This window comes from Spirillospora sp. CA-294931 (assembly GCF_050946795.1).
In the GTDB taxonomy this organism is placed as follows: Bacteria; Actinomycetota; Actinomycetes; order Streptosporangiales; family Streptosporangiaceae; genus Spirillospora.
In genome coordinates this window covers 734687-761117 of the sequence record NZ_CP192006.1, presented here as the reverse complement: position 1 = coordinate 761117, position 26431 = coordinate 734687, and the positions used below count along the sequence as shown (strand labels likewise).

Sequence of the window (26431 nt, the reverse complement as noted above, 5' to 3'; positions counted from 1 at the left end):
GACGCTGGGAACTCATCGCCGGTGGCGGTTCAGTCTCCGCACATCGCGTACTGCTTGAAGGCCGCCAGCGCGCCGTTGACGGGGTGGTGCAGCGGCTTGCCCGAGGCGTCCAGCTTGGTCCAGCGCGCGAGGTTCATCGCGAGGGACATCTGGCGCCCGCCGTCGGCGCTGGTGAACGAGAGCGTCTCGGCGCCCCAGACCGAGCCGTCGTGCCCCCAGAAGGTGCCGCACCCGGGGATCTCCACCTTGTGGAGGCCGAGACCGTAGTTGATCTTCTCCCCGGTGAGGCTGTAGACCGGCACCGTGCGCCGCATCTGCTCCAGCGCGGACGGCCCGACGACCTTGCCGGCGAGCAGCCTGGCGTAGAAGCGGTTGAGGTCGTCCATGGTCGAGACCAGCGCGGCGCCCGTGCCCAGCCAGGACGGGTTGTAGACGCTGTAGTCGCGGGGCGGGGCGAGCAGGCCGTGCATCTCCTCGTACATCCGCGGGTGCGGTCCCCTGAGCCGCGGCCCGGACGGGAAGTAGGTGTGCCGGAGCCCGGCGGGCCTGATCACGTTATGGGTGATGTACTTCTCGGCCGTGGACCCGGACACCTTCTCCAGGAGCTGCCCGAGGAGCAGGTAGTTGGTGTTGGAGTACACCCCGGTGGGGTCCCCGGGCGGCGTGACGGGAGGCGCGTCGAGCCCCATCTTGATCAGCTCGGCCGGACGGAAGGTCCGGAGCCGGTTGTCGTCCAGGCTCTTGGGCGACATGTCCGGCACGGAGGGGTAGCCCCGCAGGGACGGGAACGCGGACCGGAGGTAGTCGGGGAACTTGCTGGTGTGGTTGAGCAGCATCCGCACCGTGACCTTCTGCCCGCGCTCACCAGGCACCAGCCGCGGCAGATAGTGGCCGATCGGTGTGTCGAGCCCGATTCTGCCCCGCTCGACCTCCCGCAGGACGGCGGTGGCGGTGAAGGTCTTGGTGACGCTGCCGACGCGCTGGAGCATGCCGGGCGTGACGGGACGGCCGGTCCTGACGTCGGCGACCCCCGAGGCGCCGCGCCACGTCCGTCCGGCGTCGCGCACCTCGGCGTAGACGCCGGGCGTCCCCGCGCGGTGGAGGGCGTCCAGACCGGACTTCAGCTCCCCGGGGTCGACGCCGCTCGCGCCTCCGACGGGCGCGACCTTCCGCTCCTCTGGGGCGGAACCCACCGCCGCCAGGCCCGCGCCGACGCTCAGCACGGCCGCGCTCGCGCAGGCCACCAGTCGAATCCTCACTGCGGTCGTCCTCTCATGATCAACGGGAAGTCCCTCATTCGGCCAGGGCGCGGCGGAGCGCCGCCATGAGCTCGGCGTTCTGCCGCTGCGAGATGTCGGCGGACAGGATCGCCTGGGAGCCGTGGAAGGTGCCGGGCCAATGGTGCAGCTCGACCGGCACGCCCGCCTCCAGCAGGCGCAGCGCGTAGGCGATGTCCTCGTCCCGGTTCGGGCACAGCTCGGCCGAGGCGATGTACGCGGGCGGCAGACCGGACAGGTCGTCGGCCCGCGCGGGGGCGGCGTAAGGCGTCGGGGCCGCGGAGCCCAGGTAGTGCCCCCACGCCGCGGTGATCTTGTCGCGGTTCATCCACGGGGTGTCGGTGAAGGTGCGCGCCGAGAACGTCCGCTGCCGGTCATCGAGCGCGGGCTGGTTGAGCAGCTGGTAGCGGATCGGCGGGCCCTGCTCGTCGCGGGCCCGCAGCGCCGCCCCGGCCGCCAGGCAGCCGCCCGCGCTGTGGCCCCCGACCGCGATCCGCTCCGGGTCGATCCCCAGTTCCCCTGCGTGCTCGGACGCCCAGGTCAGGACGGTGTAGGCGTCGTCCAGCGCCGCCGGGAAGGGGTTCTCGGGAGCCAGCCGGTAGGCCACCGAGATCACCATCACGCCCGAGCCCTCGGCGATCCGGGCGGCCCACGGGTGCTCGGTGTTCAGATCGCCCATGACCCAGCCGCCGCCGTGCAGCCAGACGATGGCGCCCCGCGCCTCGTGCGGGCGGTAGATCCGCACCGCCACGTCCGGATCGCCCGGCACCGTGCGGTCCTCGACCTCCAGCCCCGAGACGTCCGGCTCCGGTATCGCGGCGGCCAGCTCGGCCAGCTTCGCGCGATCGGGGATCGGGTCCGTCAGGTCGGCCCGCGGGAACAGCGGGATGAACGCTTCCAGTTCGGGATCCATGACGACCATCCTCACGGTCGCCACCGCCGAGTTCATCCGCCATCCGTCGGGCGCGTCCGGTGGATCGCGCGCCGATCGGCGCTATGTGGTCTCCAGAAGCCGGTTGTTCAGGGACGTGGGCGGCGGCTCCTCGCCGAGCGGCCCCATCGAGTGGGAGAACACGGGTTCGGTCGTGACGTGGGCCAGGTACGTGGCGCCCTTCGCCGTCACCCGGAATGACGCGAACAGGGTGGGATCCATGCCGTAGAAGCGGGTCTTCACGACCTCGTGGAAGAGGGTGGACGACACCACGAGCACGAGGTCGCGGTCCGCCGTCCCGGCCAGGGCGCGACGGACGGCGCGGGCGTCCAGGAGGCGGCTGACGACGATGGGGGCCTGCCCGACCGGGCCGAAGCGCCCCCGCGTCAGCGTGCCGTGGTGCATCGCGAGCCGCAGGCGCAGGCGCGGCCAGGAACCCGCGGTGCGCAGCTCGGAAAGGACGCCGCCGAGCTCGTGCGGCAACCGCGCGACCACCCAGGCCACGTCGGTGTCGGCGGGGAGGACCGCGAGCTCGCCGTCCCCCCGGACCTGGCGGTACCACGTCTCCCTGTCCAGCCCCGCGCGGCCTGACGCGGTGTCGAGCACCTCGCCCAGCGCGCTCTGCGCCGCGTACTGGTCGAGGGTGTCGAGCTTGCTGAAGTTCTCGATGTCGACTGCCACCGTGAGCCCGTAGATGAGCTCGCCATGCTCGGTCAACGCGTCTCCCCGGCTCACTCTTGCTCGTAGGCGATCTTGTTGAGCAGCTTCTGGTCCAGGACGGTGAGACGTCGGTAGCCGATCTGGATGACGCCCTGCTCCTTGAGCTTGCCGAGCTCCTCGCGCGCCGTGCCCTCCTGCGCGCCGACCAGGGCGCCCAGCTCGCGCTGGGTGAGGCTGACCTCAAGCGCCAGGCCCTTCTCGCCGGCCCGGCCGTAGGTGCGGGCCAGCTCGTCCAGCACCCGGGCCAGCCGGATCAGCACCGAGTACCCGTTGAAGTCGACCCGGCGCTGGTCGGCCCAGCGCAGCCGGTGCATGATCATGCGGGTCAGCGCCAGATGGGCGTCGGTGTGCCGCTCCAGGTAGCGGCGGAACTCCTCCTTGGAGATCACGCGGATCTGCCCGCTGCCGCAAACGGTCACCGTGGCACAGCGGGGATCGCCGCTCAGCGCCGCCATCTCGCCGACCACGTCACCGCTCAGCTTGATCCCGAGCAGGGCGGTGCGCCCGTTCTCCAGGCTTGCCGTGATCTTGACGATCGCCCGGGAGAGCAGGATGACGTGCGTGGAGCCGTCCAGCTCACGGATCAGGATCTCGCCGTCGCCGACGGTGCGGGCGACGCCCAGCCCGAGCAGGGCCGCACGGCTGTCCGGCGACAGCATCTCCAGCAGGCTCCCCGCGGGCCAGCCGTTGTCTGGGCCTCGGTTCTGTTCAAGCACTGTCATGTTCACGTCCGGGATCGGTGAGGACGGGACTTCCCCGTCGTGCTTCCAGTGTGTGCCGGGGCCCCGGAACGGATTAGCGATAAATCTGGCATGCGGCTAACCCCGCCGCGATAGTGCCCTTACCTCCGCCGGGCTTTGTGTCATATGACCCGGAGACCCCCGCTCACCGCGCGATAGAGCTTCCGGGGAGGGCGCCAGCGGGGCCACAGGGAGTGAGGCGATGGCGGACGCGTATCGGATCACCGGATTCCCTCGGCTCCATCTCGGCCTGATCGACCTGTCGGAGGCCACCCGCCGCGCCTACGGGGGCGCCGGGATGGCCGTGGACGGACTCCCGACGGTGCTGACCGTCCGGGACGCGGCGGGCACGGAGATCGGGTCGCCGGGGCTCTCGTCCTCGGCCCGGACGGCGATCGAGAAGGCGCTGGACGCGGCCGGGAGGGCGGGCTGGGACGTCCGCTGCCGCATCGACGTCCACGAGGCCCCGCCCGACCATGTGGGGCTGGGGTCGACCACGACCGCCGTCCTGTGCGCGCTGCGGGGCCTGGCCGCGATCCGCGGGTACGCGCCGCGCGACGCCGAGCTCCAGCGGCTCAGCGGCCGGGGCAGGACGTCGGGCGCGGGCGTCAACACCTTCTTCTCCGGCGGCCTCGGGGTGGACGTCGGCCAGCCCCGCGAACCCGGCCGGCACGCGTACCTGCCGTCGTCGGCCAACCCGCGTCCGGCCCCGTCGCGCAAGCTCCTGGCGCTGCCCCTGCCGGACGACTGGCGGGTGAGCCTCCTGCTGCACGACGGGGCGCCCACCGTGCACGGCGCGCGGGAGGTCGCGTTCTTCCGGCGGAACACCCCGGTCAGCCCGGACGACACCCTCGCGATGATCGCCGAGCTCTACCACGGGCTGCTGCCCGCCGTCCTGGAGACGGATCTGCCCCTGTTCTCGGCCGCGCTCCGGGAGTTCCAGGGACGCGGGTTCAAGCGCGCCGAGATCGCCGGCCAGCCCGCCCCGGTGCGCGACCTGCTCGCCGAGCTCCGGCGCGACCCCGGCATCGCCTGCGGGCTGAGCAGCATGGGCCCGATGCTCTTCGCGATCCACGAGAAGGGCGCGTTCGAGCCCGCCGAGGGCGTCCGCGTCTTCGGGCCCTTCCCGTTCAGGAATGAGGGCCACGAATGCGTCCCCCTCTGAGCACACCGGGGCCCCGGGTGAAGGCGGGCCCGCTCTATTTCGCGACGTCCAGCTCCGCCAAGCTGATCCAGGCGCGGCTCTTCCTTGACTCCCTTGGCTATCGCGTCGAGCAGGTGGAGTATCTGGCCAGGGCCTACGAGGAGCCCTACGGCAGACCGCAGCACCAGTTGCTGCGGCACGCCCTGGAAGAGGTGCTCACCCGCACCCGCAAGCCGATCCTGGTGTTCGTCGAGGACACCACCGTGCGGGTCGAGGCGCTGAGCTCGCCGGACGACGACTACCCGGGGCAGCGGGCCAAGGAGTGGTATCTGGAGACGAGCCACGAGGAACTGTCGGCGGAACTCGACCGGCGCGGCCGGGGACGGCGGGCCGTCGTCAAGTCCGACCTCGCCCTGCACGTTCCCGGCGCGGACGAGTTCGTCCACTTCCACGGCGAGGTGGCGGGCGAGGTCCTGCGCACGCCCGCCCCGCCACGGCTCAACCCGCTCTATCCCTGGCTGGAGTCGCGCGACTTCAGCGGCTGGTTCCGTCCCGACGGCGCCTCCCGCGCGCTGGGCGCGATGAGCTACGAGGAGTCGCTGCGGTTCGACTTCCGCATCAAGGCGCTGCGCGAACTCGGGCGGCGGCTCGACGAGTACTCGGCCGTGCTGAACATGCCGTCCCACTGCGTGACCGCCGAGCCCACCGGGGCCGCGGACCCGGCGCACACGGCCCCCGAGGCCCGCGACGACCTCGTCCTGATCGTGGTGGGACGTCCCGGCGCGGGCAAGACGACCGTCGGCCGCCACCTGCGCCTGCACCACGGCTTCCGGCACGTGGAGTCGAGCTCCATCCTGCTGGAAGCCGCCGCCGCGCACGGCTGCGAGGGCGTCATCAAGGCGGACCTGGCGCAGACCCTCTTCGAGACGGCCGGATACGGAGCGGTCGAGGAGCACGCCGTCGAGAACGGCCTTCTCCCCGACCACGCCCCGGTCGTCTATACGGGGGTCCGCACAGTCGAGGGCCTCGCCGCCCTCATGGATCACGCCGACAAGCAGCGCAGGCCCTGCCGGGTCGTCCACATCGACGTCGGCGAGCGCAAGGCCATGTACCGCTACCTCGACCGGGCCAGGGACGACGGCGACACCCTCCGGCTCGACTATCGCACCCTCGTCCAGCGCGACATCGCCTTCGGCGCGCTCCCCTACGCCCGCGCCGTCTCCGACTGGCGGATCGTCAACGCCAAGTCACTGGAAAGCCTCCTGGAACGGCTCAACAGAATGCTGGCCTCCCTCTCCCGGGGAACGACCCGCCGCGACGCCGTCCTCCGCCCCCGCCTGACGTCCGCCCTCTGCCACGCCTCCGGCCACAAAAGCCCCACCTGGACGGACCCGCCCCCCACCGAATGGCTGACCCGCCGCCACCCCCACCTCATCACCCCCCAAGGCCTGACCCCCCGAGGCGCCACCCTCCACCACATCCTCCACCGCCCCTCCGGAAACTGATTCCCCGGCACTGGGCGAACATAGAGTGATCATGAGATTTCTTTCCGTGGTTTTCTGTCTTAACGGTAAACGACGGATTGATTTAGGGCGTCTTCTCTGGTGATCGGCCAGCGGGTCGACGGGGGCTTTCTGGAGGGAATGGATGCATAAGTCTGCGGCCTTGAGCGCGGTGACCGCCGGAGTATTGCTGGCGGGTCTTGGAAGTCTTCCCGCGGAGGCGGCACCCGCCGCGAAAGTCCGGTCATGGAAGGTCAGCCAGGTCACCGGGATCAAGGAGCCGGACAAGCTCGCCGCCGTTTCCGTGACCGGGCGGCGCGGTGCCTGGGCCCTCGGCCACAAAAGCGACGGCCAGCTGACGCTGGGGCGCTGGGACGGCGCCAAGTGGCGCCTGGTCAAGGCGCCCGCGGTGATCAGGAAGCCGGGGCAGTATCAGTATTACGAGAATCTGGCCGCCTCGTCCGACAAGAACGTGTGGGCGTTCGCGTCGGTGAACGACGAGCCGACCCAGACGCTGCACTGGGACGGCAAGAAGTGGGCGAAGAAGACGATTCCCGGTGGCGTCCGGGTCGCCGCCGCCGCCACGGTGTCGCCCACCCACGCCTGGGTGTCCGACCTGTACCGCAGCGAGCTGCACCGCTGGAACGGCAAGGTGTGGAAGCCGGTCCACACGCCTGGCACGGTGGCCGACATCGAGCTGACCTCGGCCGCGTCGGGCTGGGCGGTCGGCGTGGCCAAGGGCCAGCCGCTGGCCCTGCGCTGGAACGGAAAGCAGTGGAAGCAGGTTCCGACCCCGCATTTCCCGCCCGGCAATTGGGGCATCGAGACCTCGCTGACGAGCGTGGTCGCGCCGTCGCCGAACAACGTCTGGGCCGTGGGCATTCGGCAATCCCATGACCCCGATGAATCGGACAAGCCGGTGGTGCTTCACTGGAACGGCAAGAAATGGAGCAAGGCCGCCGTCCCGGGTAGGTACTTCTCCGGCCTGTACGACGTGCGCAAGGACGGCCAGGGCGGGCTCTGGATGCGCGGCGCCAACGCGCTCTTCCACTACCGCGCGGGAAAGTGGACAAAGGTCCAGCCGCCGCAGCTGAACGGCTATGACGGCGCCTACCAAGACATCGCGAATGTCCCCGGCACCACGTCGATGCTCGGGGTCGGTTACGGATACACCGACGGTGGAAACGCCACCGACGGCGCCTTTTTCGCGACGCGCTGACCTCTGGCGGTGACGCCCCGGTCCGCCGCCATGGCGGCGGACCGGGGCGTTCGCGTACGGGCGATGAGTTTTCGCGGCGGCCCCGGTCTGTATCGGCGTTGACTAAAACAGGCTGCTCAAGGAGGACGGATCGATGGTCAGGTGGAAGAGGTGGCTCGGGACGCTGGTGGCGGGAGCCGTGCTGGGCGCGCAGAGCGTCGGGGTCGCGGCCGCCGCCCCGGACGAGCGCACGACCTACCGGGGACAGATCGACGGAGCGACCTACCGGGTCGTCGTGCCGAAGAAGTGGAACCGGACGCTGGTGCTCTTCAGCCACGGTTACTACCCCGAGGGCTTCACTGTCCCGGGTGACGACGTGGCGTTGTCGAACCACCCCCAGACCGCCGAATGGCTGCTCGACCACGGGTACGCGCTGGCGGCGTCCGACTACAAGGGCAAGTACGGCTACGCGGTCGAGCCCGCCCTCACCGACCAGATCGCGCTGCTGGACTGGTTCGGCAAGAAGGTCGGGAAGCCGCGGCGGACGGTGACGTCCGGCCAGTCGATGGGCGGCATCGTCTCCATGCTGCTGAGCGAGCGGAACCCGAAGCGGTTCGCCGGGGTGACGGCCATCTGCGCGTCCTTCGACTTCAGCGGCTACATGAACACCGCGCTCGACCTCAACTTCGCCGTCAAGACGCTGCTCGCGCCGGGCGAGGACATCGATCTGGTCCGCCCGAAGGACCCGGCGGCCAGCGCGCTGGCGCTGTCGAACGCGATCGACCGGGCTCTGAAGACGCCCGAGGGCCGGGCCCGGCTGGCGCTGGTGGGGTCGCTCGGCAACGTTCCGGCCTGGTACTCGGTCTACGACGCGAAGCCGACCGAGCTCGCGGAGAAGATCCGTCAGCAGGCGATGTGGGTGCAGGGCGCCTACACCTTGGGCAACGGTCCCATCGGACGCTCGGACATCGTGCGGCGCGCGGGCGGCAACCCGTCCTGGAACGTCGGCGTCGACTACGGGCGGCAGCTGGCGCGCTCCGGGCAGAAGACCCTGGTCGCCCTGGCGTACCGGCGGGCGGGCATCGCGGTGAAGGACGACCTCAAGCGGCTGGCCGACGCGCCGCGCATCGCCGCGGACCCGGCGGCCGTCCCGTACCTGTTCCGCTACGGAGTCGCGCGCGGCACCACGCCCTCCCCGGTCATGGCCATCCACAACACCGGTGACGGCGGCGCCCCCGCCTACGGTCAGCGCTGGTACGCGAGCCAGGTCAGGAAGAACGGCTCCCCGTCCAAGCTGCGCCAGACCTACGTCGACCGCGGCAGCCACTGCGCCTTCACGGCCGCCGAGGAGATCGTCGCGATACGCAACCTGATCGAGCGGCTCGACACCGGCCGGTGGCCCAGCATGAGCCCCGCACGCCTCAACAAGCTGGCCGCCGCCTACCCGGAGCCGTACCAGATCCCGGTCAACTTCCTGAGCGAGGAGCAGAAGGTCGCGAAGCCCGCCTTCACCGCCTTCAGCCCGGGCTTCCCCATGCGCCCCTCGCGCTGAGGCCCTTCGCCGTCCACGCCCCTCAGAGCTGCCTCACGGCGGTCTGGGGGGCGTAGACGATGATGTTGTCCTGGTAGCTGCGCTCGGCGCGGTCGTAGGTGCCGCCGCAGGTCACGAGGCGGAGCGCGGCGTGATCGCGCGGGCCGTACACGCGCTGGGTGGGGAACCGGTCCTTGGAGACCCGCTCGATGGACTCGACGGTGAACACCGCGACCCTGCCGTCCGCGCGGCCGACCTCGATGCGATGACCGGGCCTCAGCTTGCCCAGGTCATAGAAGACCGCGGCGCCCTTGGGCGAGTCGACGTGGCCCAGGATCACGGCCGGGCCGCGCTCCCCCGGGGTGGGGCCGCCTTCGTACCAGCCCGCCTCTCCCGGACGGTCGGCCGGGGGAACCTGAACGGAGCCGTCCGGCTCCAGCCCCAGCCGTGACAGCGGGGCGCGGACTCCGATCGACGGAATGGTCACCCGGGTGGGGATGGAGCGGGGCAGCGTCGTTCCGTCCTGGACGACAGGACGCGGAGTCGCCGCCCACGCCGGAGGCTGGGGCGGCCCCGCCGGGCCATTCAGCGCCACGAGCACAATGGCCGTGCCGACGGCCAAGAGGAATGCCGCCAGCACCCACAGGACGACCTTTCTCCGCATTCTCCATCGCCTTTCAGAATGGTCATGGAAAGGACCGGAGGCCGCCTCGTCGTTGAGGCGGCCTCCGGGAAAGTCCGTCGCCTACGAGGCCCCGTCCTCGCGACGGCGGACGGCCAGTGTGCCGACTCCGAGCGCCCCCAGGAGCAGGACCCCGCCACCCGCCAGGAGGGCGGTGCTGGAGTCACCGGCGCCACCGCCGAAGCCCGTCTTGGCGCCACCGGTCGGGGTGGCGTGCAGCTTCGGAGTGCCGTGTGTGCTCGGGCTCCCGTGGTGGGAAGGCGTGCCGTGCTTGGGCGGCGTGCCGTGCGTGTTGGGGTCGGGCTTGCCCTTCTCCGCCACCACGACGACGTGCCCGACCGACTTGTAACCCCCGCACCTGACCAGCACCGTGTAGGTGCCGGGGTAGGTGTCCTTCTTGATGGTCGCCAGGCCCGCGCGGCCCTCGACCTCCTCCGCCCCGTTCAGCGGAACGGCCCCGCCCACGAAGGCCAGCGAACCGGCCGTGCCGTCGGTGTGGCACTTCTTTCCGACGACCGTGACCTTCTCGCCGGGACGGACCTCGCCCGGCTGCACGACCACGTCGGTGGTGGCACTGGCCATTGCGGGCGCCGCGAGCCCGATCGTCATGGTGCCGGCGACAACGCCGAAAGCGGCTGCCATTCCGAGTCGCATATTCTCCCCCATAGTGACACGGCGGCTTACTTCAACTTCAGCTCTTGACACCGTATCCTTCTGCCCTAATACGATGGGGGATCATGGCGTTCGGTTCGGACGTTCTTTCTGTTTTACCGACCGCCGAAAGTTCGTGTGATAGCCGTCACACTGGTCGACCCATTGCGATGATCTTCATACGGACCGCCCCCGTCCCGAGCACGAGGTGAAGAGCACGCCATGACCATGGACAAGCCACTGCGCAGGGTCGCGATCTTCGCCCTGCTTCTGATCTTCGGTCTGATGGCCCAGATCAACTACGTCCAGGGCAGCAGGGCCGACGACCTGCAGAACGACGCGAACAACCAGCGCCGGTTCCAGGACATCTTCAGCGCCGAGCGCGGGCGCATCCTCGCCGACGGCCAAGCCCTGGCCTCGTCCACCGAGACGGGCAAGGACCGTCCCAAGTACGGCCGTTCCTACACCGAGGGCCCGCTCTTCTCACCGGTCACCGGGATGTTCAGCAGCAGCGGCAGCGCCTCGAAGATCGAGCTGGCCTACAACTCGCTGCTGGGCGGCCGCGACAAGCGCATCACCAACCAGCGGTGGTTCGACACCTTCATCGGCAAGAAGGCCGAGGGCGCCGACCTCGAACTCGCCCTCGACACCAAGGCCCAGGCCGTCGCCTACAACCGGCTCAAGGCCCAGACGCTCGCCGGACGCCGAGGCGGCGCCGCCGTGATCGACATCCGGACCGGCGCGATCAAGGTGCTGGCGTCCTTCCCGTCCTACGACCCCAACGAGGTCGCGCCCCAGACCGGCCTGCAGGGCGCCAAGCGCCTGAAGCAGCTCGACAAGGGCCAGGGCGTGGTCAAGCCGCTGATCGACAACGCCATGAGCCAGACCTTCCCGCCCGGTTCCACCTTCAAGATCGTGACCGCCGCCCTCGCCATGGAGAACAACGGCCTCGACAAATCGAGCATGGTGCACACCGGCCGCTACCACCTCCCCGAGTCGGGCACGCTCTTCAAGAACTCCCACGACACCGGCCACTGCGCGAGCAGAGCCCCGCTGGTCGACGCCTTCGCCGAGTCGTGCAACAGCACCTTCGGCCGGCTCGCGGTCACCATGGGCATCGACAAGCTCAACGCGGGCGCCGGGCGGTTCGGCTTCAACCAGCCCATCGCGGTGGAACCGAACGTCAGCGCCGCCGAAGGCGACGTCCCCGTCAACACCACCGTCAAGGACGCCTCCGGCCAGCCAAAGACCATCAAGACCGGCGCCGACTCCACCGCCCGTTCCGGCATCGGCCAGGAGAACGTCCGCTCCACCCCGCTCCAGATGGCGATGGTCGCCTCGGCCGTGGCCAACGACGGCACGATGATGAAGCCCTACCTGGTGGAGAAGGTCCGGGCCAAGGACGGGAGCGAGCTCTACACCGTCCGGCCCAAGGTCCTCGGCAAGCCCATCAAGAAGCGGACCGCCGAACAGCTCCAGGAGATGATGCGCGCCGTCGTCTCCCAGGGCACGGCGAAGAACCTCCAGGGCATGCGCATCGCCGGAAAGACCGGCACCGCCGAGACCGACCTGGTCTCGAAGATCAACGCCCGCTGGTTCGTCGGCTTCTCCCCCATCGAGAACCCCCGCTACGCCTTCGCCGTGATGACCGAGGGCCGCGACTCCGGCGGCACCCACGCGGGCCCCACCGCCGCCGCCATCATGACCGAACTCCTCAAGCCCTAATCCCCGCGCGGGTCCATAATGGGGAGAAAGCCACGTCAGCGCCCCAGCTGCGGACCCGGCCCCCCACCCTCACCTCTCGCGCTGACCGATCGATCGAGGGGCGATCATGAACCGGTCCGCGCCACGCCGCGCCCGCTGGGCCGCGCGAGAGAACGAGAGACGACGCCATGCCCACGAGGCGGCCCTCGGCCGCTGGCACTCGGACGAGACCCTGTTACGCGCGATGATCAGGGCAGCCCAGTTCCCCCACGCCATCACCCCGCCCCCGATCCCACTGAAACGCGGCGAGTTCCCCCTCTGGTCCTCCTCCGACGTCTACATGGTGGAGCCGGACGCCTACGTCCCCCTGGCCGCCGCCGACCACCGGGCCTTCTCACTGGAGACGTTCGGCACCGCGCCTGGCCGGCCGCCCCATCGCATCCGCGACCACGGCATCGCGCTCGTGACCGACCGCCGCGTCCTCTTCCGCGGGACGGGCGGCACCCGCGAATGGGCCCATGCCAAGATCGTCGCCATTCATCACGACCCTCACTCGCCCTGCACCCTCATCCACGTGGCCAACCGGAAGCGGACCTCCGGCCTCCTGCTCCACCCGTCCGAGGTCCCCGCCTTCCGCTTCGCCTTCACCCAGGGCGTCGCCGAGCACGCGGACGACCGCGCCGCCTTCGTCGCCCACCTGGAGGCGCTCCACGAGAACCACCGGCACGCCTTCCCACCCCCGCCGCTCCTCGCCCGCCCCGAGGAGACTCCGGCACCGGCCGGACGGATTGTCGCGGGCGTGGTAGCAGGCGTGCTCGCTCTGGTCGTACTGATCGGCCTGATCGGCTTGGTGGTCGCGGGTCAGCAGCCACCGAACCGCGAGGCCACCCTCACGTCACCGTCGACATCGGCCTCGCCCACCTCTCCCACCCCGAAACCGCCGACCCGGACGACGCACGCGAAGCCGCCCCAAACCATCACGAGCACGCGTCCTCCGCCGGTGGAGTCCACACGGCCACCGCCGGTGGAGTCCACGCGGCCACCACCGGTGAGGTCGGCCAAGCCCGAGAAGCTGTGCGGCGCTCCGTCCAACCCGCACGGCTACTCCTTCTGTTCGGGAAAGCGCATCTACGAGCCGGCGCCGGACGTCTGCGGCCATTTCGACTGCATCCCCGCTTTCACGACGGGCAAGGGCTACATGATCCAGTGCAAGGACCGGAAGGTCAGCATGTCTGGAGGCCGCCCCGGCGCATGTTCGCATCACGGTGGCGTCCTGCGCCCTGTCCATCGCTGAACGAGCCGATCGCGCCGGTTCCGATCTTGTTGTCGCCCAGGGGCGACCTCGGGCCGAAGTGGGGTTAATGGGCGGGTCGCGGAGACGACCATCGAAACGGGCGAACGACGTAAATACTCAACGACTCACAAGTGTGGTTCGTCGGTGAACACTCAGTGGCGGGACGGTCGGACGGCCGGGCGGCGGCCAGTGAGTGCGCTGGTGGGTGCCGGGTTTCACGAAAGAGGACGGCCCGGCGCCGGGCTCCTACGAACGTACAGCGGCCAGGTACGGAGACTGTCAATTCGCAACCCATCCCGGACTTCACCGATATTGCTTACACTTTGCCTGGAGGGAAAGTCGAAGCGAATCAGTCCAGGGAAGACTGTCCGATGCTGGCCCATTTCGAACCTCTTAGATCCCCGGAACGTCCAATAGCGTAGAGAGGATGAACCTCTTCCCGAGACCGGCGGTCAAAAGTACAGACGTCCCGCTAACCTGATCGATCTAACCTGTCAGCCCGCGGCAGCATCGCGGCCCAGCGTGCCGGGCTGAGGCGACGGTAAGGCCAAGGCCCGAGTTCGGCCGGGCGCCGGCGCTCGCGGCTCCTGGAGGCCCACGTGGACCACTATGTGACATCCCCTACGGGAGGCAAGCTGGCCGTGGAGTGCCGGGGCCCTTCGGACGGGTTGCCGGTCGTCCTGATGCATGGCACACCCGGCAGTCGCAGCGGGCCCCGGCCGCGCACCATCGTGCTTCATCGCCTTGGCGTCCGGTTGATCAGTTATGACAGGCCCGGCTATGGCGAATCGTCACGCCAGCAGGCGCGGGCCGTCTTTCACGCCGCCGAGGACGTCCTCAGGATCGCCGAGCATCTCGGGCTTGACCGGTTCGCGATCGTGGGACGCTCCGGGGGTGGTCCGCACGCGATGGCGTGTGCCGCCCATGAGGAGCTCGCCGCACGCATCACCAAACTGGCCGTGCTGGTCAGCCTCGCGCCCGCGACGGCCGACGGGCTCGACTGGTACGAGGGCATGAACGACCTCAACCGCGCCGAGTACAGCAGCATCGACCGGGACGAGTCCGGGGCGCTGTCCACGCTGATCAAGCAGACCCTGGAGATCCAGCGCGACCCCGAGAGCCTGCTGCGCACCCTCGATCCGCAACTGGCCGACGCCGATCGCAGGGTCGTCGAGGACATGGGGATCCGGCGCCTGCTCACCGAGACCTACAGCGAGGCGCTGCGCTGCAACGAGGACGGCTGGCTGGACGACGTCCTGGCCTTCCGCCGCCACTGGGGCTTCGAGCCGGCCGAGATCAGCAGCGCCATTCCGACGCTGCTGTGGCATGGCGCCGACGACGGTTTCTCACCCGTGCGCCACACCATCTGGCTGTCCAGGCAGATCCCCCACGCTGAGAGCTGGGTCCAGCGCGGTGCCGCCCATTTCACCGCCGTCGAGGTTCTGCCCTCGATCCTGGCCTGGGTCACGGCGCCCAAGGACGTCCGCTTCACCGCCGACCCCGCCCTGGCGCGCTAGCCCCAGCCCGCGCGCGTCGGTCAGTAGGGCTGCGGGTCCACGGCTCGGACGACTCTGCGGTTGGCCCTCAGAGTCTCCAGGGACGGGTGGCCGGAGCCCAAGAGCTCTTCCAGCTGGTCGCAGACCTTGACTCGGGCGCCCGCGGCCCAGGTGTCGCCCATCGCGCTCTTGGTGAGCATGTGGTTGGCCTGGCAGCGCAAGGTGTCGGGGTGGCGGGAGCCGAGGGTCTTGGCCATGCGGGCGGCGGTGTCGCTCTCCAGGGCCTCGGCCTCGTCGAGCTCTCCCAGGTCGGCCTGGATGGTGGCGTGCACCATCACGGCGGCCAGCGTGTGCGGGTGGTCGGCGCCCAGGGCCTCGCTCAGGCCCGCCCTGGCGTGCTCGACGACCGCGCGGGCCTCCTTCGGGTTGGACAGCAGGCGCAGGGCGCTGGCCAGGTTGACGCCGCAAACCAGGTGGTGGGCGTGCGTGCTGCCCAGACGCCGCTCGAGCACGGCCATCACCTCCCTGATCTCGCGCTCGCCGTCCTTGAGCCTGGACAGGACCAGCAGGTTGGAGGCGTTGCTGACGCGGCAGGCCAGCGAGTCGCTGTGCTCGGGCCCGAACCTGCGGATCAGGCCCTCATGGGCGGCCAGGAAGTTGCGCTCGGCGTCCTTGCTCTTGCCCGCGCTGCGCTGGGCGACGCCGAGGAGCACCTGGGCGTTCAGCGCCCGTCGCGAATCGATGCCCTCGGTCTTGATGCACGTCTTCCAGACCGCCTGCATCCGCGTGACGGCCTCCTCGTAGCGCCCCAGTTCGAGCAGGTCGCGGGCGAGGCTGCAGTTGGAGTCCATCGTCCGGGGGTGCTCGGCCCCCTGGGTGGCGGTGCGCCGCTTGAGGGTCGCCTGGTCGATCTCGAAGGCCCTGGTGTGCTGGCCGACGATCCGGTAGCAGGTGGCGAGGTTGTTGGCAGCGCTGAGGGTGCGGATGTTGTCCTCCCCATATAGCTCGCGCCAAGTGGTGTAGGTGCGGTCGTCCATCTCCAGGGCCTCGCGGTACCGGCCGAGCGCGCGCAGGCTGGCGGCCAGGCTGCTGGCCGTCATGAGCCGGTGCGGGTGGTCCTCGCCCAGGAGCCGGGTCTGGCCTTCGAGCACCTCCTCGTCCAGGGCGAGCGCCTCGGTGTAGCGGTCGAGCTGCCGCATGACGTTGGCGAGGTTGAACTGAAGGTGGAGCAGCTGCTTGGGCAGCGCGGTCTTGCGGGCGTCAAAGTCGTCCAGCATCTCCTGCCAGCGCCGCTGCACCCGCTCGCCCAGTTCGAGGCCGCGCTCGCTGTCGGCGCCGAGGAACAGGTAGCGGAGCCGGTCGAGGAGCAGGTCGCGGACGGCCTCGTCCGGCGAGCCCTCCGCCTCGGACGGGTCGAGGTGAGGCCAGAGTCTGCGGAAGCCGGGCCAGTTCTTGGGGTCCTCGATGCTGTCCTTCGGCCGGGCCGCCGCCAGGACGCGGTGGACGTCGCGCCGCGTCTCCTCCAGCCGCTCCGGCGTCATGCCGCTGCGCACCACCACCTGGACGAGCCGGTGCACCTGGATCCGGCGGCCGCTGGTGTCGTGCTTGACCAGCGCCAGGCGGTTGAGCTCCCGGACGAGCCGGTCGATCACCATCGGGGGTTGCAGGGCCGGGTCGAACGGCGACAGCAGCTCGACCATCGTCCGCTCGCTGAAGATCTCCAGGCTGATGTCGGGGGCCAGCAGCGAGCACAGCTCGAACAGCCGGACGGCGGCGGGTGACCGTTTGCCGAGCTGCTTGAGCGAGAGGTCCCAGGCGCGCGCGACGGGCTCGGAGTAGTCCTTGAGCTGGTTGGCGGCCAGCGGTGCCGGTCCCGGCTTGCGCAGTTCCTCCAGGTAGTCCGCGACCGAGCGGCCCGTCTCCGCGAGCCAGGCGCCCGCGGCGGCCACGGCCAGCGGCAGGTCGCCCAGCGACTCGGCGACCTGCTGGGCCTCGGCCGAGGTGATCCCGCGCACCCGTCCGGCCAGGTGGGTGACGCTCTCCGCCCTGGTGAAGACGTCGACGGGCAGGGTGTCGCCCTGCTTCTCCCACGCGCGGTTGCGCGAGGTGATCAATACATGGCCCCGGCCGGACGGGACGAACCGCTTGAGCTCCTCGACGTCCTCGGCGTTGTCGAAGACGATCAGCCAGCGCTCGACCGGCTCGTTGCGGGACAGGGCCTGCAGGACCAGGGCGGCCATCTCGCGGTCGGTGGAGCCGGCGGGCGCGATCTGCTCGAACCTCGACTCGATCTCCCGGCCGAGGTCGGCCAGGGCGGAGTCGACGAACTGTGGCTGTCCGCAGTCGATCCACCACACGACGTCATAGTCGGTCTTGTATCGATGGACGTATTCCAGCGCGACCTGGGTCTTGCCGACCCCGCCGAGCCCCTGCAACGTCACCGGGACCACGACGGCCCTGCCCCGCTCCCGCAGTTGCCTGCGCAGGCGGCCGAGGTCCTCCTCGCGTCCGGTGAACCGCGCGTTGCGGGGCAGGGTCCTGGCGATCCGCGGCTCGAGGGCCGGGTAGCGGACGCTCGTCTGACCACGGCGGCGGTACACCAGCCCGAGCATCTGCAGGAGCCGGTCGATCGCCTGGCCCTCGGCGTCGTCGGACAGGTCGACGGACCGGGCGCCGGAGTACTCGTTCACCGGGCTCACGCCGTTGACGTACACGATGTAGTGGGGCTGCGCGGGTCCCGGCGCCTTGTCTCCCAGGGACGCCACGAGCCGCAGCACCCGGGGTTCGAGGTCGTCGGCGGCGCGCGTGCCGAGCACCTCGCCCGGATCGAGGACCTTGACCCCGGCGCTGGTCAGGACCTCTCTGAGCCAGTCGCCCCACGCGCCGTCCTCGGCCGCGTGGTCCAGGACGATGTTCGGCGTGTCCGAGGGACGCTGCCGTGTGAACAGCTTCACCGTGCCGGTGCGGAGATCCTCGTTCATCGCGGGGCACTTGGCGATCTGCCCATCGGTGATGTGGCCGGTGAGCCGCTCGTAGGCGCCGAGCAGATTCTTGGGCGAGCCGACCGGGTCGCCGAAGGTCGCCAGGATCTCCTCGTAGGAGTAGTACGCCACATACGGGACCTCGACGTCGGTCCAGTAATCGCGGCGCTCGGTGTCGTCCATGCCACTCGGGAGCCCGGCGAACTTGCGCACGGCGTACTGGTGGCCTCGGTCGGCGCGTTCCTTCTCCCCCGGGTCGACGCGCATGGGGACCGGCAGGACGCGGATGCCCCGGTGACGCCCGTACCTGGTCTGGATCGAGGTGGCGATGTTCGCCGCCCCCTCGATGCCCTGGTTGCTCAGCGTGAAGCAGTCGACCAGGACGTCCGGGAGCTGCTTGGTGCAGATGTCGGCGACATCGCCGAGTCCCGTCCTGCTGTCGATCAGGACGTAGTCGTAACACCGCTTCATGTCGGCACGCAGGGCGTCCAGGAAGTCCGAGCCCTCCTGGCGGTTGTAGAACGCCTCCCAGTCGACGGCGTTGAGGACGGCGGCGTATTCGGTGTTCTGCTTGCCGGCCGGAAGAAAGTCGAGGGTCGCGCCTTCGGGGAAGGACGTCCAGTTCAGCGAGAAGGCGTGCCGCTGGACCTTGACGCTGTCGTTGATGAGGGCTCGCAGCTGGTCGGGGTTTCCGTCCGGCCCGACCGGGTCGTCGGCGAGCCGGTCGTAGTCGCGGCGGTAGCCGCGGATCAGGTCGATGACGCCGCGCGCGTCGCGGACGTCGACGTCGATGAACGGCGCGAAGAACTTGTGCAGGCCGGGGGACTCCAGGTCCCAGTCGGCGACCAGCACCCGCTTGCCGTTGGCCGCGAGGATCCAGGCGACGTTGGCCAGCGCCATCGTGCGCCCGGTGCCCCCCTTATAGCTGTAGAACGTGACGATCCGTCCGCCGGAACCCTCAGTCATCCTGTCCTCCCCCGACATCGGCCGCGGACGTTCCGCCCTGTCGTGACGTCCGGCGCGGCGGCTTGGGAGCCGGGTCGCGGGCCAGGTAGAGGCGCTCGGCCTCGCTGACGACGAAGGGCATGAGGGCGACGAACGCCTTCAGCGAGGTCACGCCGTCGACCGCCGCGCGGGCCGGGCCTCGGCGGACCACTCCGGCGGAGTAAACGATATCCAGCACCTCCGCGATGAGAGGCGCTTTCCTCGGATCTTCCGGCGCGTCCTGGACGACCACCGGGAGCACCCAGGCGGGCAGGCCGTCGAGCAGTGCCCGGAGCCGCTCGGGTCCCTCCTCGCCGGCGACGAACCAGGGATCGATCAGCACGACCCCGGCCCGGTCGCCCAGCGGCTCGGGGACGGCCCCGACCGAGGCGACGGTGACCGAGTAGTCGAGCCGTTCGGCCTGGTCACGGGCGTAGAGGGCGAGCGGGCAGGTCTGTCCTTCATACGGCCGCCACGCCGACGGGTCCTTGCCGTAGGCCGCCACGGGAGCGCCCATCGGCAGGTCGTCGGCGGAGGGCGCCGCCACCGCGACACCGAACGAGGAGGAGTGGCGGTCGGGACGGAACCGGCTCGCCACCTGGTTCAGGTCGGGCGCCATCGACGGGCCTACGGGGTCGTCCTCGGCGAGTGCGACGATCCGGGCGGCGAGGTCGCCGAGGATGGCGTCATAGTCGGCCTCGTACTGCCGCAACCGGCTGAGGCCCTGCAGGCCCAGGTCGCGGTAGGCGGAACGACCCTCGCCCAGCGCGAGGGCCCGCGCCAGCTCGGAACGCTCCTCGGATCCGAGCAGCGGCGTCCACAGCACCGGGATGATCCGGCTCATGGCGTCGGGGACTCCCGCGTGCAGCATCCGCTCGTGGAAGCACGTCCATTCCCGTCCCGTCCTGGAACGGGAGAAGTAGCCGGGCGAGTAGAGCGGGACGAAGACCTCGGCCGTTTCGAGGGCCGCGGTGAACTCCGCCTTGCCGTCGGCGTCCAGTGGCAGGTCGACGTCGCAGAACCCCGGATCGATTCCCGAGTTCGGACCGGCCAGGCCCGCGACACGCGCCGAGAGCTCCACGAAGAACCGCTGCACCCACTGGTCGAGGTCGCCCTCGAGCTGCCCGGGCAGCGGCGGCATGTGCGAATAGCTGAGGAGGAAATAGCGGGGCGCTCGATGATTCTCCTTCATCACCCCTCCTCGAAGCCGTTGTACAGCTCGGTGGATTCGAGAATCAACGGCTCGACCTCGCAGTCATAAGCGATCTTCGCGATACAGCCCGCCAGCTTCCAGAGAACGGTCTGATAATTGCTGTCACCGGAATAGTGCATGCCGTTCAGCCCGTACTCGACGTAGCTCTCGGCGACCTGCACCCGAACCGGGTCCTGCGGCATGAAGTGCTGCGGGTCCTTGACCAGGCTGGGCATCTGGTCCTCCATGAAGGGCGTCCAGACCACGGGAACGATGGCCGTGTCGGACCCGACGGCACCGGTGACCCTCCGGCGCGCGAAGGCACACCACTCCCGTCCGCACCATTCACTGGTGAAGTAATTCGGCGACAGCAGCGCCACGAAGACCTTGCAGGTGCCGACGGCTCTGCGCAATTCTCGATTCCACTGGCGCCCCGCCTCGATGGAGGAGTCCATGAATCCGGGGATCTCCCCCGCCCGGAGCCCGGCCCGGTCGGCAACCAGCATGCTGAGCTCGGTGAAGAACTCGGTCACGGCCGCCAGCCCCCGCTGCCCGCCCGAGGACGTCGGGTGGGCGTAACTAAGGAAGAACAAGGGGCTGCCCCTGTACTCCGCAGTCACGTGGCCACCTCCGAGCCCGGCTCAGGCGATGCTAGTTCGCGCCGCGCCGCGGTTCCGTGCTCCACGACTCATTCCGCCCACCCGTTTCCGGTCTCGATCAGGCCCCGCGCGAACTCGCGTCCCGCCGCGGTCAGGGCGCCACAGGTCAGGAGCCGTTCGGGAACGTCCCCCACCCGCTCGCGGAAATGTGCGAACCGTTCCCTTGACCGCTCCCGGCCGTCCTCGCGCAGCCGTGCCCGCCAGAATTCGGCCACCGCCCCGAAGGCGTAAGCGCCGTGGAGGGCGGCCTCCACCGGACGCGGCTCCCGCACCCACGGAACGCGCAGCTCGACGTCCTTTCCCCGATGGCTCAGGTCGCACAGGTCGAGCAGGCCGTTCAGCTTCACGTGCTGGAACTCGTGCAACAGCAGCTCGGCCAGCACCTCCGGATCGCCGGGGAAGGCCACGGACACCGTCCCGAACGCGTGCCGGAACGTCTGACTGCCATACGCCCCGTCGGGCGCCTGGACCAGCGGCACCACGACCCGCAGCCCGGCCGAGATCAGGACCCGATGCTCCGGGACGTACCGTTCCAGCACTTCCCCGGCGAAGGCGAGTTGCTCGTCCCACAGCGCCCACTCCTTCGCCGACAGCCGCGCCGCCGGAGGCAGACCCGAGTCCATGCCCCGGAACGGATCGAGGTCATCGACCACGGGCGCAAGCCAGCGCGACGAATGCCGCCGCAGCCCGAGCCACTCCCCCTCGCCGTCGACCAGCCTCGGCCCGTCCGCCGAACTCCGCACCCTGACGAGCGTCCCGTCCGCCCGGAAGGCGCCGAGCCCAGGCAGACGCACCGCTCCCTCACGCACGACCAGAGACAACTCGGCCTCGACTCCGGCCCGCTGAGCGGCCGCCAACGCCACCGCCGCCAGATGTGCGATGTCCAGCTCGGCCGTGCGTCCGTCCGCGCCAAGACACCGCGCCGCCCACGCCTGGACGAGGGGATAGGCGAACACCTCCCGCACGGCTTCCCGCCGCGCCTCCTCCAGGCCGCACAACAGCTCCCACCCGTCCGCCGCCACCCGTCCCAGCGTGCCCCCGCCGATCCGGCCCGCCACCTCGGCGGTCATCACCCGCCCCAGGTGCGCGTGACTGGCGTCCAGGACCCGCCAAGCTCCAACGTCCCCGGTCCCACGAGCCAAGGCTCTGACGACTCGCCCAGCCCCCGCACGAGCGGCCGAAGCAGCATCCCGCCGAGTCTCGGGACGTTCACCGGCGTCCGCTATGACGAGCGCACGCGGGGACGCTTGGGCGTCGTTCAGGTGGACGCCATGGCGCGCCTTCGACGGGGCGGCCGGGCGGCCGGCTCGGGGGAAGGTCCGGGTGATGAAGGTGAGCAGGTCGGGACAGTAGACGGACGGGTTGGCGAAGCCCGAACCCGTGCGGTAGCGGTGGGCGTAGAGGCCCCCGCCGCACAGGTCGACGACCGAGCAGGCACGGCATTCGGGGGACAGGCTCGCGCGCGCCGTGGCGCGGACGGCGGCGCGCGGATGGGCCGCCGCCTCGGCGACCGAGTGGGCGAAGATGTCCATGCCCGTGGCGGGCGCGCCGTCGTAGGCGGTCTTGAGGGAGTCCGCCAGTTCCCAGCCGCCGTCGGTTTCGATCGTCAGCATGCCGACGGCGCCGGGGCCGATCGCCTCGGTCCAGCTCGGGCCGCCTCGTGCCAGGGACGCCAGCGAGTCGAAGAGCCGGATGGGGACGGGACGTCCGTCGGCGACCCAGCGCGCGTGCAGCCGTCCGAGCCAGTCGGCGTACGGTGTCGCGGCTCCGTCCGGCCGCAGCGGCGGATCGTCCCAGGTGGCGTGCGGCAACAGGAGGTCGACCCCCGGGGGCGACTCCGCGAGCAGCGCCTCGTAGACCGCGATCGGGTCGTTGCGGACGTCGATGGTGCACAGGACGCCCGAGTAGATGGAGGGGTACTCGCGCAAAAGCGCCAGGGCCCGGAGCGTCTGCGGATGGCTGGTGCGGCCCGAGGCGAAGACCCGGTGCCGGTCGTTGGACGCGCGGTCGCCGTCGAGCGAGACGCCGACACCGACCTCGAACTCGGTGAACAGCTCGCAGAACGCCGGGTCGAGCCGGACCCCGTTGGTCTGGATGTGCAGGCGCGGTTCGGTGACCCGCCCGAGGACGTCCTTCAACTCGGCCAGGACGTCGCGCATCGCCTGGTGGCCCACCAGCAGCGGTTCGCCCCCGTGCAGGACGACGGCCACCTCGGGCAGGTTCCGCTCGGCGCAGTGCTCGGCGATCCGCTCGGCGGCCCGGCGGACGACCCGGGCGCTGATCCGCGCGGGTTTGGCCGCCCAACTGGTGTCCGCATGACGATAGACATAGCAATGAGCACATGCCAGGTCGCACCTGCCATGCACCTTAAGGACATATTGGTCTATCGTCGCGGCCATAATCGAGTGGTCACCGCGGCGGCGTCACCACAGGCCCGGGAATGAAGGAATTGAAACCGGCGACCGTGAACTGAGTGACCGGCCCCGGTTCGGGGACAACAGCGTCCACGACCGCTTTGGCCGCACCCGAACGAGCAATCAGCGCGAGCGGCTTGTCGTCCAGATCTTCGAGCAGCGCGACCGTATTCTCAGTGATTCGTTCGTCAGAGGTGAACTCCATGACCGCATCCCAACCAGTAGAAGCTTGACAGTGCGCACCAGGTCAGTGCTCTCATTCGAGACGGCAGCAAGCCGGGAGTATCCTGATCAGGGTAGGCGATGAGTATCCCTTTGTCAGCAGCGGTCGCACGCCACCTGACGGCTGGCTGTATTCGGCCAGACCAGGGCGCCTGGTTCGACTCCGAGGCGCCGAAAGAAGGCCCTTGACTCTTTGCTCCTGACTCGCGGTCAGCGCAGGTCGGCCAGCCGTTTGACCGCGAAATCAACGGCCCTCGGCAGCGAGACCCGGTAAGCGCGTCCATGGCCCACAGGCCCGTAGAACACCGCATTAGTACCCACGCGAAGGTCGGCGCCGATCTGCCCGAAATCCGAGTCGTCCACGACCGCGTCGCGATATTCCCGCCACACCGGTCGGCCATCTCGCATGACCTTGCATCGATAGGTGCGGGTGGGCGTCGGGTCGCGATAGCGGTATTCGGCGAGATGGAACGCGGAGCAAACCTCGAATCCGACGCCGAGCAGGAGGATGTCGGCGTCGGCCTCGTAGAGGCGGGCGAGCGGCGAACGCTCCCCGAGATGGCAGTCCGGGTCGTGATCGTCCACAAGGTCCGCCGCCCCGGGTCCCAACGCGGCGAAGGAGGTCTGCGGGTGGACGCTGCGCACGGCCCCCGGCGCCTTGCGCACCTCTTCGGCCAGCATTCCCATGAGAGGCGCGGGAGTGCGGTCGCGGTCGAAGCCCGGCATCGCCTCCAGCAGCGCGGCGTACTCCCCCGGCGTCATCCCCTCGGCGCGTTTCCGGCGCTCCGCCCAACGGCCGGAGTTCTCCGGAGTGAACGCCGGGACCACAAGGCAGGCGTCCGGACCGATCGCCTCCCGGAGCGCGTCCATCACGGTCGCCGCCCCGCCGTCCACAGGCCCGATCCGCCGAAGCGAGCAATGCACCAGCAGATGCCGCCCCGCCCGGATCCCAAGCGCCCGCAGGTCTCCCGCAAGCCCGTCAAAGGACGCGGGCCGCACGCCCGCCGCCCCAGATCGCCGTCCCACGCCTCGACCTTAGGCCCGCGTCATCCCAGCCTGGGGCGAGCAGGCGTCACGGGTGGCGGGCCTTACTGGCGAGAGCATGCGGCGAGAGCTACGGGGTGGCCTGGCTTCGGAGGGCCGTGGTTCGGGTGGCGGTGGGGGGCCAGACTCTGTGGACGGGGAGGTGGCGTTGGCGGGCGTGGTGGGCTATTTCGGCGGTGCCGCCGCGGCCTCGGGCGGCGTGGCCGTCCCAGACGGCGATCAGGGCGTCGGCGTCGTCCAGCAGGCGGAGACCGGCGGCGAGGTAGGAGTGGGAGTCCTGGCCCAGGCGGGTGAGGACGCGGGTGGCGGACGCGCGGGTCCGGAGTTCGTCGAAGCCGCGGCGGGCGCGGCCCGCGAGGGTGGTCTCGTAGCCCGCCCAGGGTAGGACGACCTCCAGCCGTCCGCCGAGGTTCAGGACGGCGCGGGCGAAGATCTGGTCGGCGCCGGCGGCCAGGCACGAGACGCCGACGATGTTGCGGCCGAAACGGGCGAGCAGGGCGCGGATCTCGGCCTCGACCAGGTCGGTCGTGTGGCAGTCGAGGTCCCGGTGGCCGGTGATGGCGATGCGCATGGGTTCCTTTCCTCAGACGTGCGAGGCCCACCAGAGGGTGTGTTCCCTTGAGATGGCTTCCTCGACCTCGTCGACGAAGTGCGCCCATTCCGGTTCGGTCTCGGGCCACTCGATACGGGACGCGATGTCGCCCAGTTCCTGGGCGGCGATGGTGTAGGCGCTGGCCAGCTGGTGGTGCTGGCGGGTCTGGAGCCAGGCCAGCGCCCCGGCGGCCACGGCGCCGGCGATGCCGGGGAGGTCGACGTCGATGGCGCCGACGGCGTTGAGGATGGCGGCGACCAGGCCGAACGCCTCCATGGCGGCCATGAACACCGACCAGCGGGCGGCGCCACGGCCGTGGTCGCGGGCGCGGCGGGCGTACCAGTCGCGCTGGTCCTCGATGCGTCCGGCCAGGTAGGCGTGCCTGCGCTCGGCCAGGCTGAGGGCGCGCAGGCTGCGCATCTCGTCGGTGACCTGGAGCCCCGACCCGCCGGGCGGCTGGACGATCGCGTGCAGATGTCCCGTGATCTTGGAGAAGCGGCGCAGGAGGAGGGCCTCGGCGCCGCGCTGGTCCTCGCTCAGGCCGAACGGCTGGCCCGCGACGGCGTAGCGCCAGGCCAGCGTCTTGGCGGACTCGGCGGCCGCGCGCGACTCGTACCACTGGCGGTCGGGACGGTAGGTCAGCAGGTACACCTCGACGACCAGGGCCGTGCCGAGCCCGGCCGCGGCGCCGACGGCGGCCAGGTCCAGGCCGCCGACATGGAGGCTGAACGCTCCGAGCGCGGCGGCGCTGAGCAAGGTGAACAGCCTCAGTCCCGTCGCGGCGAGCAGCCGCCGCTGACCGCTTCCCGCGCTGGCGTCGGCCGCCAGAAATAGTGCGGGATACCCCGCCCCGAGAAGTATCTGCACCTTTTGAGTTGAATCGGAGGTACCTCTGGAGTCAAGCGTGTGTGCGAAATTACGCACTGGATTGGCACAACCCGTAACGGGAGTTCGGGAGAGAGCATCTTCATGAAGGCGGCGCCGCGGCGCGTGGACTCCAAGGAGCTCGACCAGCGGTACTTCGGGCTGACGGCCAAGCAGATCGCCGCCCTCCCGACCGACCCGCTCGGACGCACCGGGACGGTCATCTCCCTGCCGATCACGACGACGGTGCCGCTCGGCCTCTTCACCGCGCGCAAGCAGCTCGGCACCTGCAACCGGCAGTGGATCATCAACCCGGGCTCGGGTCTGCTGCTGGCCGTGCGCGACATGGTGAAGACCCCGCCCCGAGGCGCGATCGCGCTGCCCCCGGGTGATCTGGGCAACCCCCGCAGGCTGACCGCGAACCAACATCCGGGCCGTCACCACCGGCCCGGCGAGCTGAGCCAGTACGAGGCCTACGCCGTCACCGAATGGACGGACAAGGCCCCGGCCTGACCCGGGCGCTCCGAGTCCCGCCCTGGCGTCCGGCGCCGTGGCGGGGACTCTGGTGTCGCGCAGGTCGGGACTCTGGTGTCGCGCGGGTCGGGACTC

The 26431-nt window shown here is 70.2% G+C and carries 22 protein-coding genes; 8 read left to right on the top strand and 14 right to left on the bottom strand.

Annotated elements, in window-relative coordinates:
• Positions 1–29: 29 nt before the first annotated feature.
• The 4 genes from ACQPY4_RS03560 to ACQPY4_RS03545 form a co-directional block, all read right to left on the bottom strand.
• Positions 30–1259 (bottom strand): serine hydrolase domain-containing protein, encoded by a 1230-nt coding sequence (locus ACQPY4_RS03560; protein ID WP_433332346.1) that lies wholly within the window; start codon positions 1257–1259, stop codon positions 30–32.
• Positions 1260–1293: 34 nt separating this feature from the next.
• Positions 1294–2190, bottom strand: a complete 897-nt coding sequence (locus tag ACQPY4_RS03555; RefSeq protein WP_433332344.1) for an alpha/beta hydrolase — start codon at positions 2188–2190, stop codon at positions 1294–1296.
• 81 nt (positions 2191–2271) lie between these two features.
• Positions 2272–2925: a hypothetical protein gene (locus ACQPY4_RS03550; RefSeq protein WP_433332342.1), complete on the bottom strand. Its 654-nt coding sequence runs from the start codon at positions 2923–2925 to the stop codon at positions 2272–2274.
• A 14-nt stretch (positions 2926–2939) separates the two neighbouring features.
• Positions 2940–3650 carry a Crp/Fnr family transcriptional regulator gene (locus ACQPY4_RS03545; protein WP_433332340.1) on the bottom strand — a complete coding sequence of 237 codons (711 nt, stop codon included), beginning with the start codon at positions 3648–3650 and terminating at the stop codon, positions 2940–2942.
• Positions 3651–3870: 220 nt separating this feature from the next.
• Between ACQPY4_RS03545 and ACQPY4_RS03540 the strand changes: the two genes are divergently transcribed.
• From ACQPY4_RS03540 to ACQPY4_RS03525, 4 genes are all read left to right on the top strand, one after another.
• On the top strand, positions 3871–4833 hold the full coding sequence (locus ACQPY4_RS03540) for a beta-ribofuranosylaminobenzene 5'-phosphate synthase family protein (RefSeq protein ID WP_433332338.1): 963 nt from the start codon (positions 3871–3873) through the stop codon (positions 4831–4833).
• A complete protein-coding gene (locus ACQPY4_RS03535) occupies positions 4818–6317 on the top strand; it encodes a non-canonical purine NTP pyrophosphatase (protein WP_433332336.1) in 1500 nt (499 codons plus the stop codon). Before ACQPY4_RS03540 ends, ACQPY4_RS03535 begins: the two co-directional genes overlap by 16 nt.
• A 160-nt stretch (positions 6318–6477) precedes the next feature.
• The gene (locus ACQPY4_RS03530; RefSeq protein ID WP_433332334.1) at positions 6478–7533 is read left to right on the top strand and encodes a hypothetical protein; all 1056 of its coding nucleotides are present in this window, start codon (positions 6478–6480) and stop codon (positions 7531–7533) included.
• Positions 7534–7666: 133 nt separating this feature from the next.
• Positions 7667–9064 (top strand): prolyl oligopeptidase family serine peptidase, encoded by a 1398-nt coding sequence (locus tag ACQPY4_RS03525; protein ID WP_433332332.1) that lies wholly within the window; start codon positions 7667–7669, stop codon positions 9062–9064.
• Positions 9065–9086: 22 nt separating this feature from the next.
• On the opposite strand, the gene ACQPY4_RS03520 is transcribed toward ACQPY4_RS03525, so the two are convergent.
• Both ACQPY4_RS03520 and ACQPY4_RS03515 read right to left on the bottom strand, forming a co-directional pair.
• On the bottom strand, positions 9087–9707 hold the full coding sequence (locus tag ACQPY4_RS03520) for a class F sortase (RefSeq protein WP_433332330.1): 621 nt from the start codon (positions 9705–9707) through the stop codon (positions 9087–9089).
• 81 nt (positions 9708–9788) lie between these two features.
• Positions 9789–10367, bottom strand: coding sequence for a hypothetical protein (locus ACQPY4_RS03515; protein WP_433332328.1), 579 nt, complete (start codon positions 10365–10367; stop codon positions 9789–9791).
• 231 nt (positions 10368–10598) lie between these two features.
• Here ACQPY4_RS03515 and ACQPY4_RS03510 point away from each other — a divergent pair, with 231 nt between their 5' ends.
• The 3 genes from ACQPY4_RS03510 (at position 10599) to ACQPY4_RS03500 (ending at position 14891) form a co-directional block, all read left to right on the top strand.
• Positions 10599–12101, top strand: coding sequence for a peptidoglycan D,D-transpeptidase FtsI family protein (locus ACQPY4_RS03510; RefSeq protein ID WP_433332326.1), 1503 nt, complete (start codon positions 10599–10601; stop codon positions 12099–12101).
• A 106-nt stretch (positions 12102–12207) separates the two neighbouring features.
• Positions 12208–13374, top strand: coding sequence for a hypothetical protein (locus tag ACQPY4_RS03505; RefSeq protein ID WP_433332324.1), 1167 nt, complete (start codon positions 12208–12210; stop codon positions 13372–13374).
• A 683-nt stretch (positions 13375–14057) separates the two neighbouring features.
• Positions 14058–14891 carry an alpha/beta fold hydrolase gene (locus ACQPY4_RS03500; RefSeq protein ID WP_433338786.1) on the top strand — a complete coding sequence of 278 codons (834 nt, stop codon included), beginning with the start codon at positions 14058–14060 and terminating at the stop codon, positions 14889–14891.
• Positions 14892–14911: 20 nt separating this feature from the next.
• On the opposite strand, the gene fxsT is transcribed toward ACQPY4_RS03500, so the two are convergent.
• The 8 genes from fxsT to ACQPY4_RS03460 all read right to left on the bottom strand — a co-directional run bounded on the left by fxsT (position 14912) and on the right by ACQPY4_RS03460 (position 25825).
• Positions 14912–18817 (bottom strand): FxSxx-COOH system tetratricopeptide repeat protein, encoded by a 3906-nt coding sequence (gene fxsT / locus ACQPY4_RS03495; protein WP_433332322.1) that lies wholly within the window; start codon positions 18815–18817, stop codon positions 14912–14914.
• Positions 18810–20027, bottom strand: coding sequence for a TIR-like protein FxsC (locus ACQPY4_RS03490; protein ID WP_433332320.1), 1218 nt, complete (start codon positions 20025–20027; stop codon positions 18810–18812). Before ACQPY4_RS03490 ends, fxsT begins: the two co-directional genes overlap by 8 nt.
• Complete coding sequence (locus tag ACQPY4_RS03485; RefSeq protein ID WP_433332318.1) at positions 20027–20647, bottom strand: TIR-like protein FxsC; 621 nt, start codon at positions 20645–20647, stop codon at positions 20027–20029. Before ACQPY4_RS03485 ends, ACQPY4_RS03490 begins: the two co-directional genes overlap by 1 nt.
• 68 nt (positions 20648–20715) lie before the next feature.
• Positions 20716–23052 (bottom strand): FxsB family cyclophane-forming radical SAM/SPASM peptide maturase, encoded by a 2337-nt coding sequence (locus tag ACQPY4_RS03480; protein ID WP_433332316.1) that lies wholly within the window; start codon positions 23050–23052, stop codon positions 20716–20718.
• A gap of 43 nt (positions 23053–23095) precedes the next feature.
• Positions 23096–23305, bottom strand: coding sequence for a hypothetical protein (locus tag ACQPY4_RS03475; RefSeq protein WP_433332314.1), 210 nt, complete (start codon positions 23303–23305; stop codon positions 23096–23098).
• Positions 23306–23532: 227 nt separating this feature from the next.
• A complete protein-coding gene (locus ACQPY4_RS03470; protein ID WP_433332312.1) occupies positions 23533–24321 on the bottom strand; it encodes an aminoglycoside N(3)-acetyltransferase in 789 nt (262 codons plus the stop codon).
• Positions 24322–24436: 115 nt separating this feature from the next.
• Positions 24437–24937 carry a hypothetical protein gene (locus ACQPY4_RS03465; RefSeq protein ID WP_433332310.1) on the bottom strand — a complete coding sequence of 167 codons (501 nt, stop codon included), beginning with the start codon at positions 24935–24937 and terminating at the stop codon, positions 24437–24439.
• A 12-nt stretch (positions 24938–24949) separates the two neighbouring features.
• Positions 24950–25825, bottom strand: coding sequence for a DUF4231 domain-containing protein (locus tag ACQPY4_RS03460; RefSeq protein ID WP_433332308.1), 876 nt, complete (start codon positions 25823–25825; stop codon positions 24950–24952).
• Positions 25826–25927: 102 nt separating this feature from the next.
• Between ACQPY4_RS03460 and ACQPY4_RS03455 the strand changes: the two genes are divergently transcribed.
• Positions 25928–26335: a hypothetical protein gene (locus tag ACQPY4_RS03455; RefSeq protein ID WP_433332306.1), complete on the top strand. Its 408-nt coding sequence runs from the start codon at positions 25928–25930 to the stop codon at positions 26333–26335.
• Positions 26336–26431: the final 96 nt, after the last annotated feature.

What these genes read in the sequence shown, in the direction of transcription:
- ACQPY4_RS03555 (WP_433332344.1), bottom strand. Translation starts at nt 2,190, where the DNA reads ATGGATCCCGAACTGGAAGCGTTCATCCCGCTGTTCCCGCGGGCCGAC.
- ACQPY4_RS03545 (WP_433332340.1), bottom strand. Translation starts at nt 3,650, where the DNA reads ATGACAGTGCTTGAACAGAACCGAGGCCCAGACAACGGCTGGCCCGCG.
- ACQPY4_RS03540 (WP_433332338.1), top strand. Translation starts at nt 3,871, where the DNA reads ATGGCGGACGCGTATCGGATCACCGGATTCCCTCGGCTCCATCTCGGC.
- ACQPY4_RS03535 (WP_433332336.1), top strand. Translation starts at nt 4,818, where the DNA reads ATGCGTCCCCCTCTGAGCACACCGGGGCCCCGGGTGAAGGCGGGCCCG.
- ACQPY4_RS03525 (WP_433332332.1), top strand. Translation starts at nt 7,667, where the DNA reads ATGGTCAGGTGGAAGAGGTGGCTCGGGACGCTGGTGGCGGGAGCCGTG.
- ACQPY4_RS03520 (WP_433332330.1), bottom strand. Translation starts at nt 9,707, where the DNA reads ATGCGGAGAAAGGTCGTCCTGTGGGTGCTGGCGGCATTCCTCTTGGCC.
- ACQPY4_RS03515 (WP_433332328.1), bottom strand. Translation starts at nt 10,367, where the DNA reads ATGGCAGCCGCTTTCGGCGTTGTCGCCGGCACCATGACGATCGGGCTC.
- ACQPY4_RS03510 (WP_433332326.1), top strand. Translation starts at nt 10,599, where the DNA reads ATGACCATGGACAAGCCACTGCGCAGGGTCGCGATCTTCGCCCTGCTT.
- ACQPY4_RS03505 (WP_433332324.1), top strand. Translation starts at nt 12,208, where the DNA reads ATGAACCGGTCCGCGCCACGCCGCGCCCGCTGGGCCGCGCGAGAGAAC.
- ACQPY4_RS03500 (WP_433338786.1), top strand. Translation starts at nt 14,058, where the DNA reads ATGCATGGCACACCCGGCAGTCGCAGCGGGCCCCGGCCGCGCACCATC.
- fxsT (WP_433332322.1), bottom strand. Translation starts at nt 18,817, where the DNA reads ATGACTGAGGGTTCCGGCGGACGGATCGTCACGTTCTACAGCTATAAG.
- ACQPY4_RS03490 (WP_433332320.1), bottom strand. Translation starts at nt 20,027, where the DNA reads ATGAAGGAGAATCATCGAGCGCCCCGCTATTTCCTCCTCAGCTATTCG.
- ACQPY4_RS03475 (WP_433332314.1), bottom strand. Translation starts at nt 23,305, where the DNA reads ATGGAGTTCACCTCTGACGAACGAATCACTGAGAATACGGTCGCGCTG.
- ACQPY4_RS03465 (WP_433332310.1), bottom strand. Translation starts at nt 24,937, where the DNA reads ATGCGCATCGCCATCACCGGCCACCGGGACCTCGACTGCCACACGACC.
- ACQPY4_RS03455 (WP_433332306.1), top strand. Translation starts at nt 25,928, where the DNA reads ATGAAGGCGGCGCCGCGGCGCGTGGACTCCAAGGAGCTCGACCAGCGG.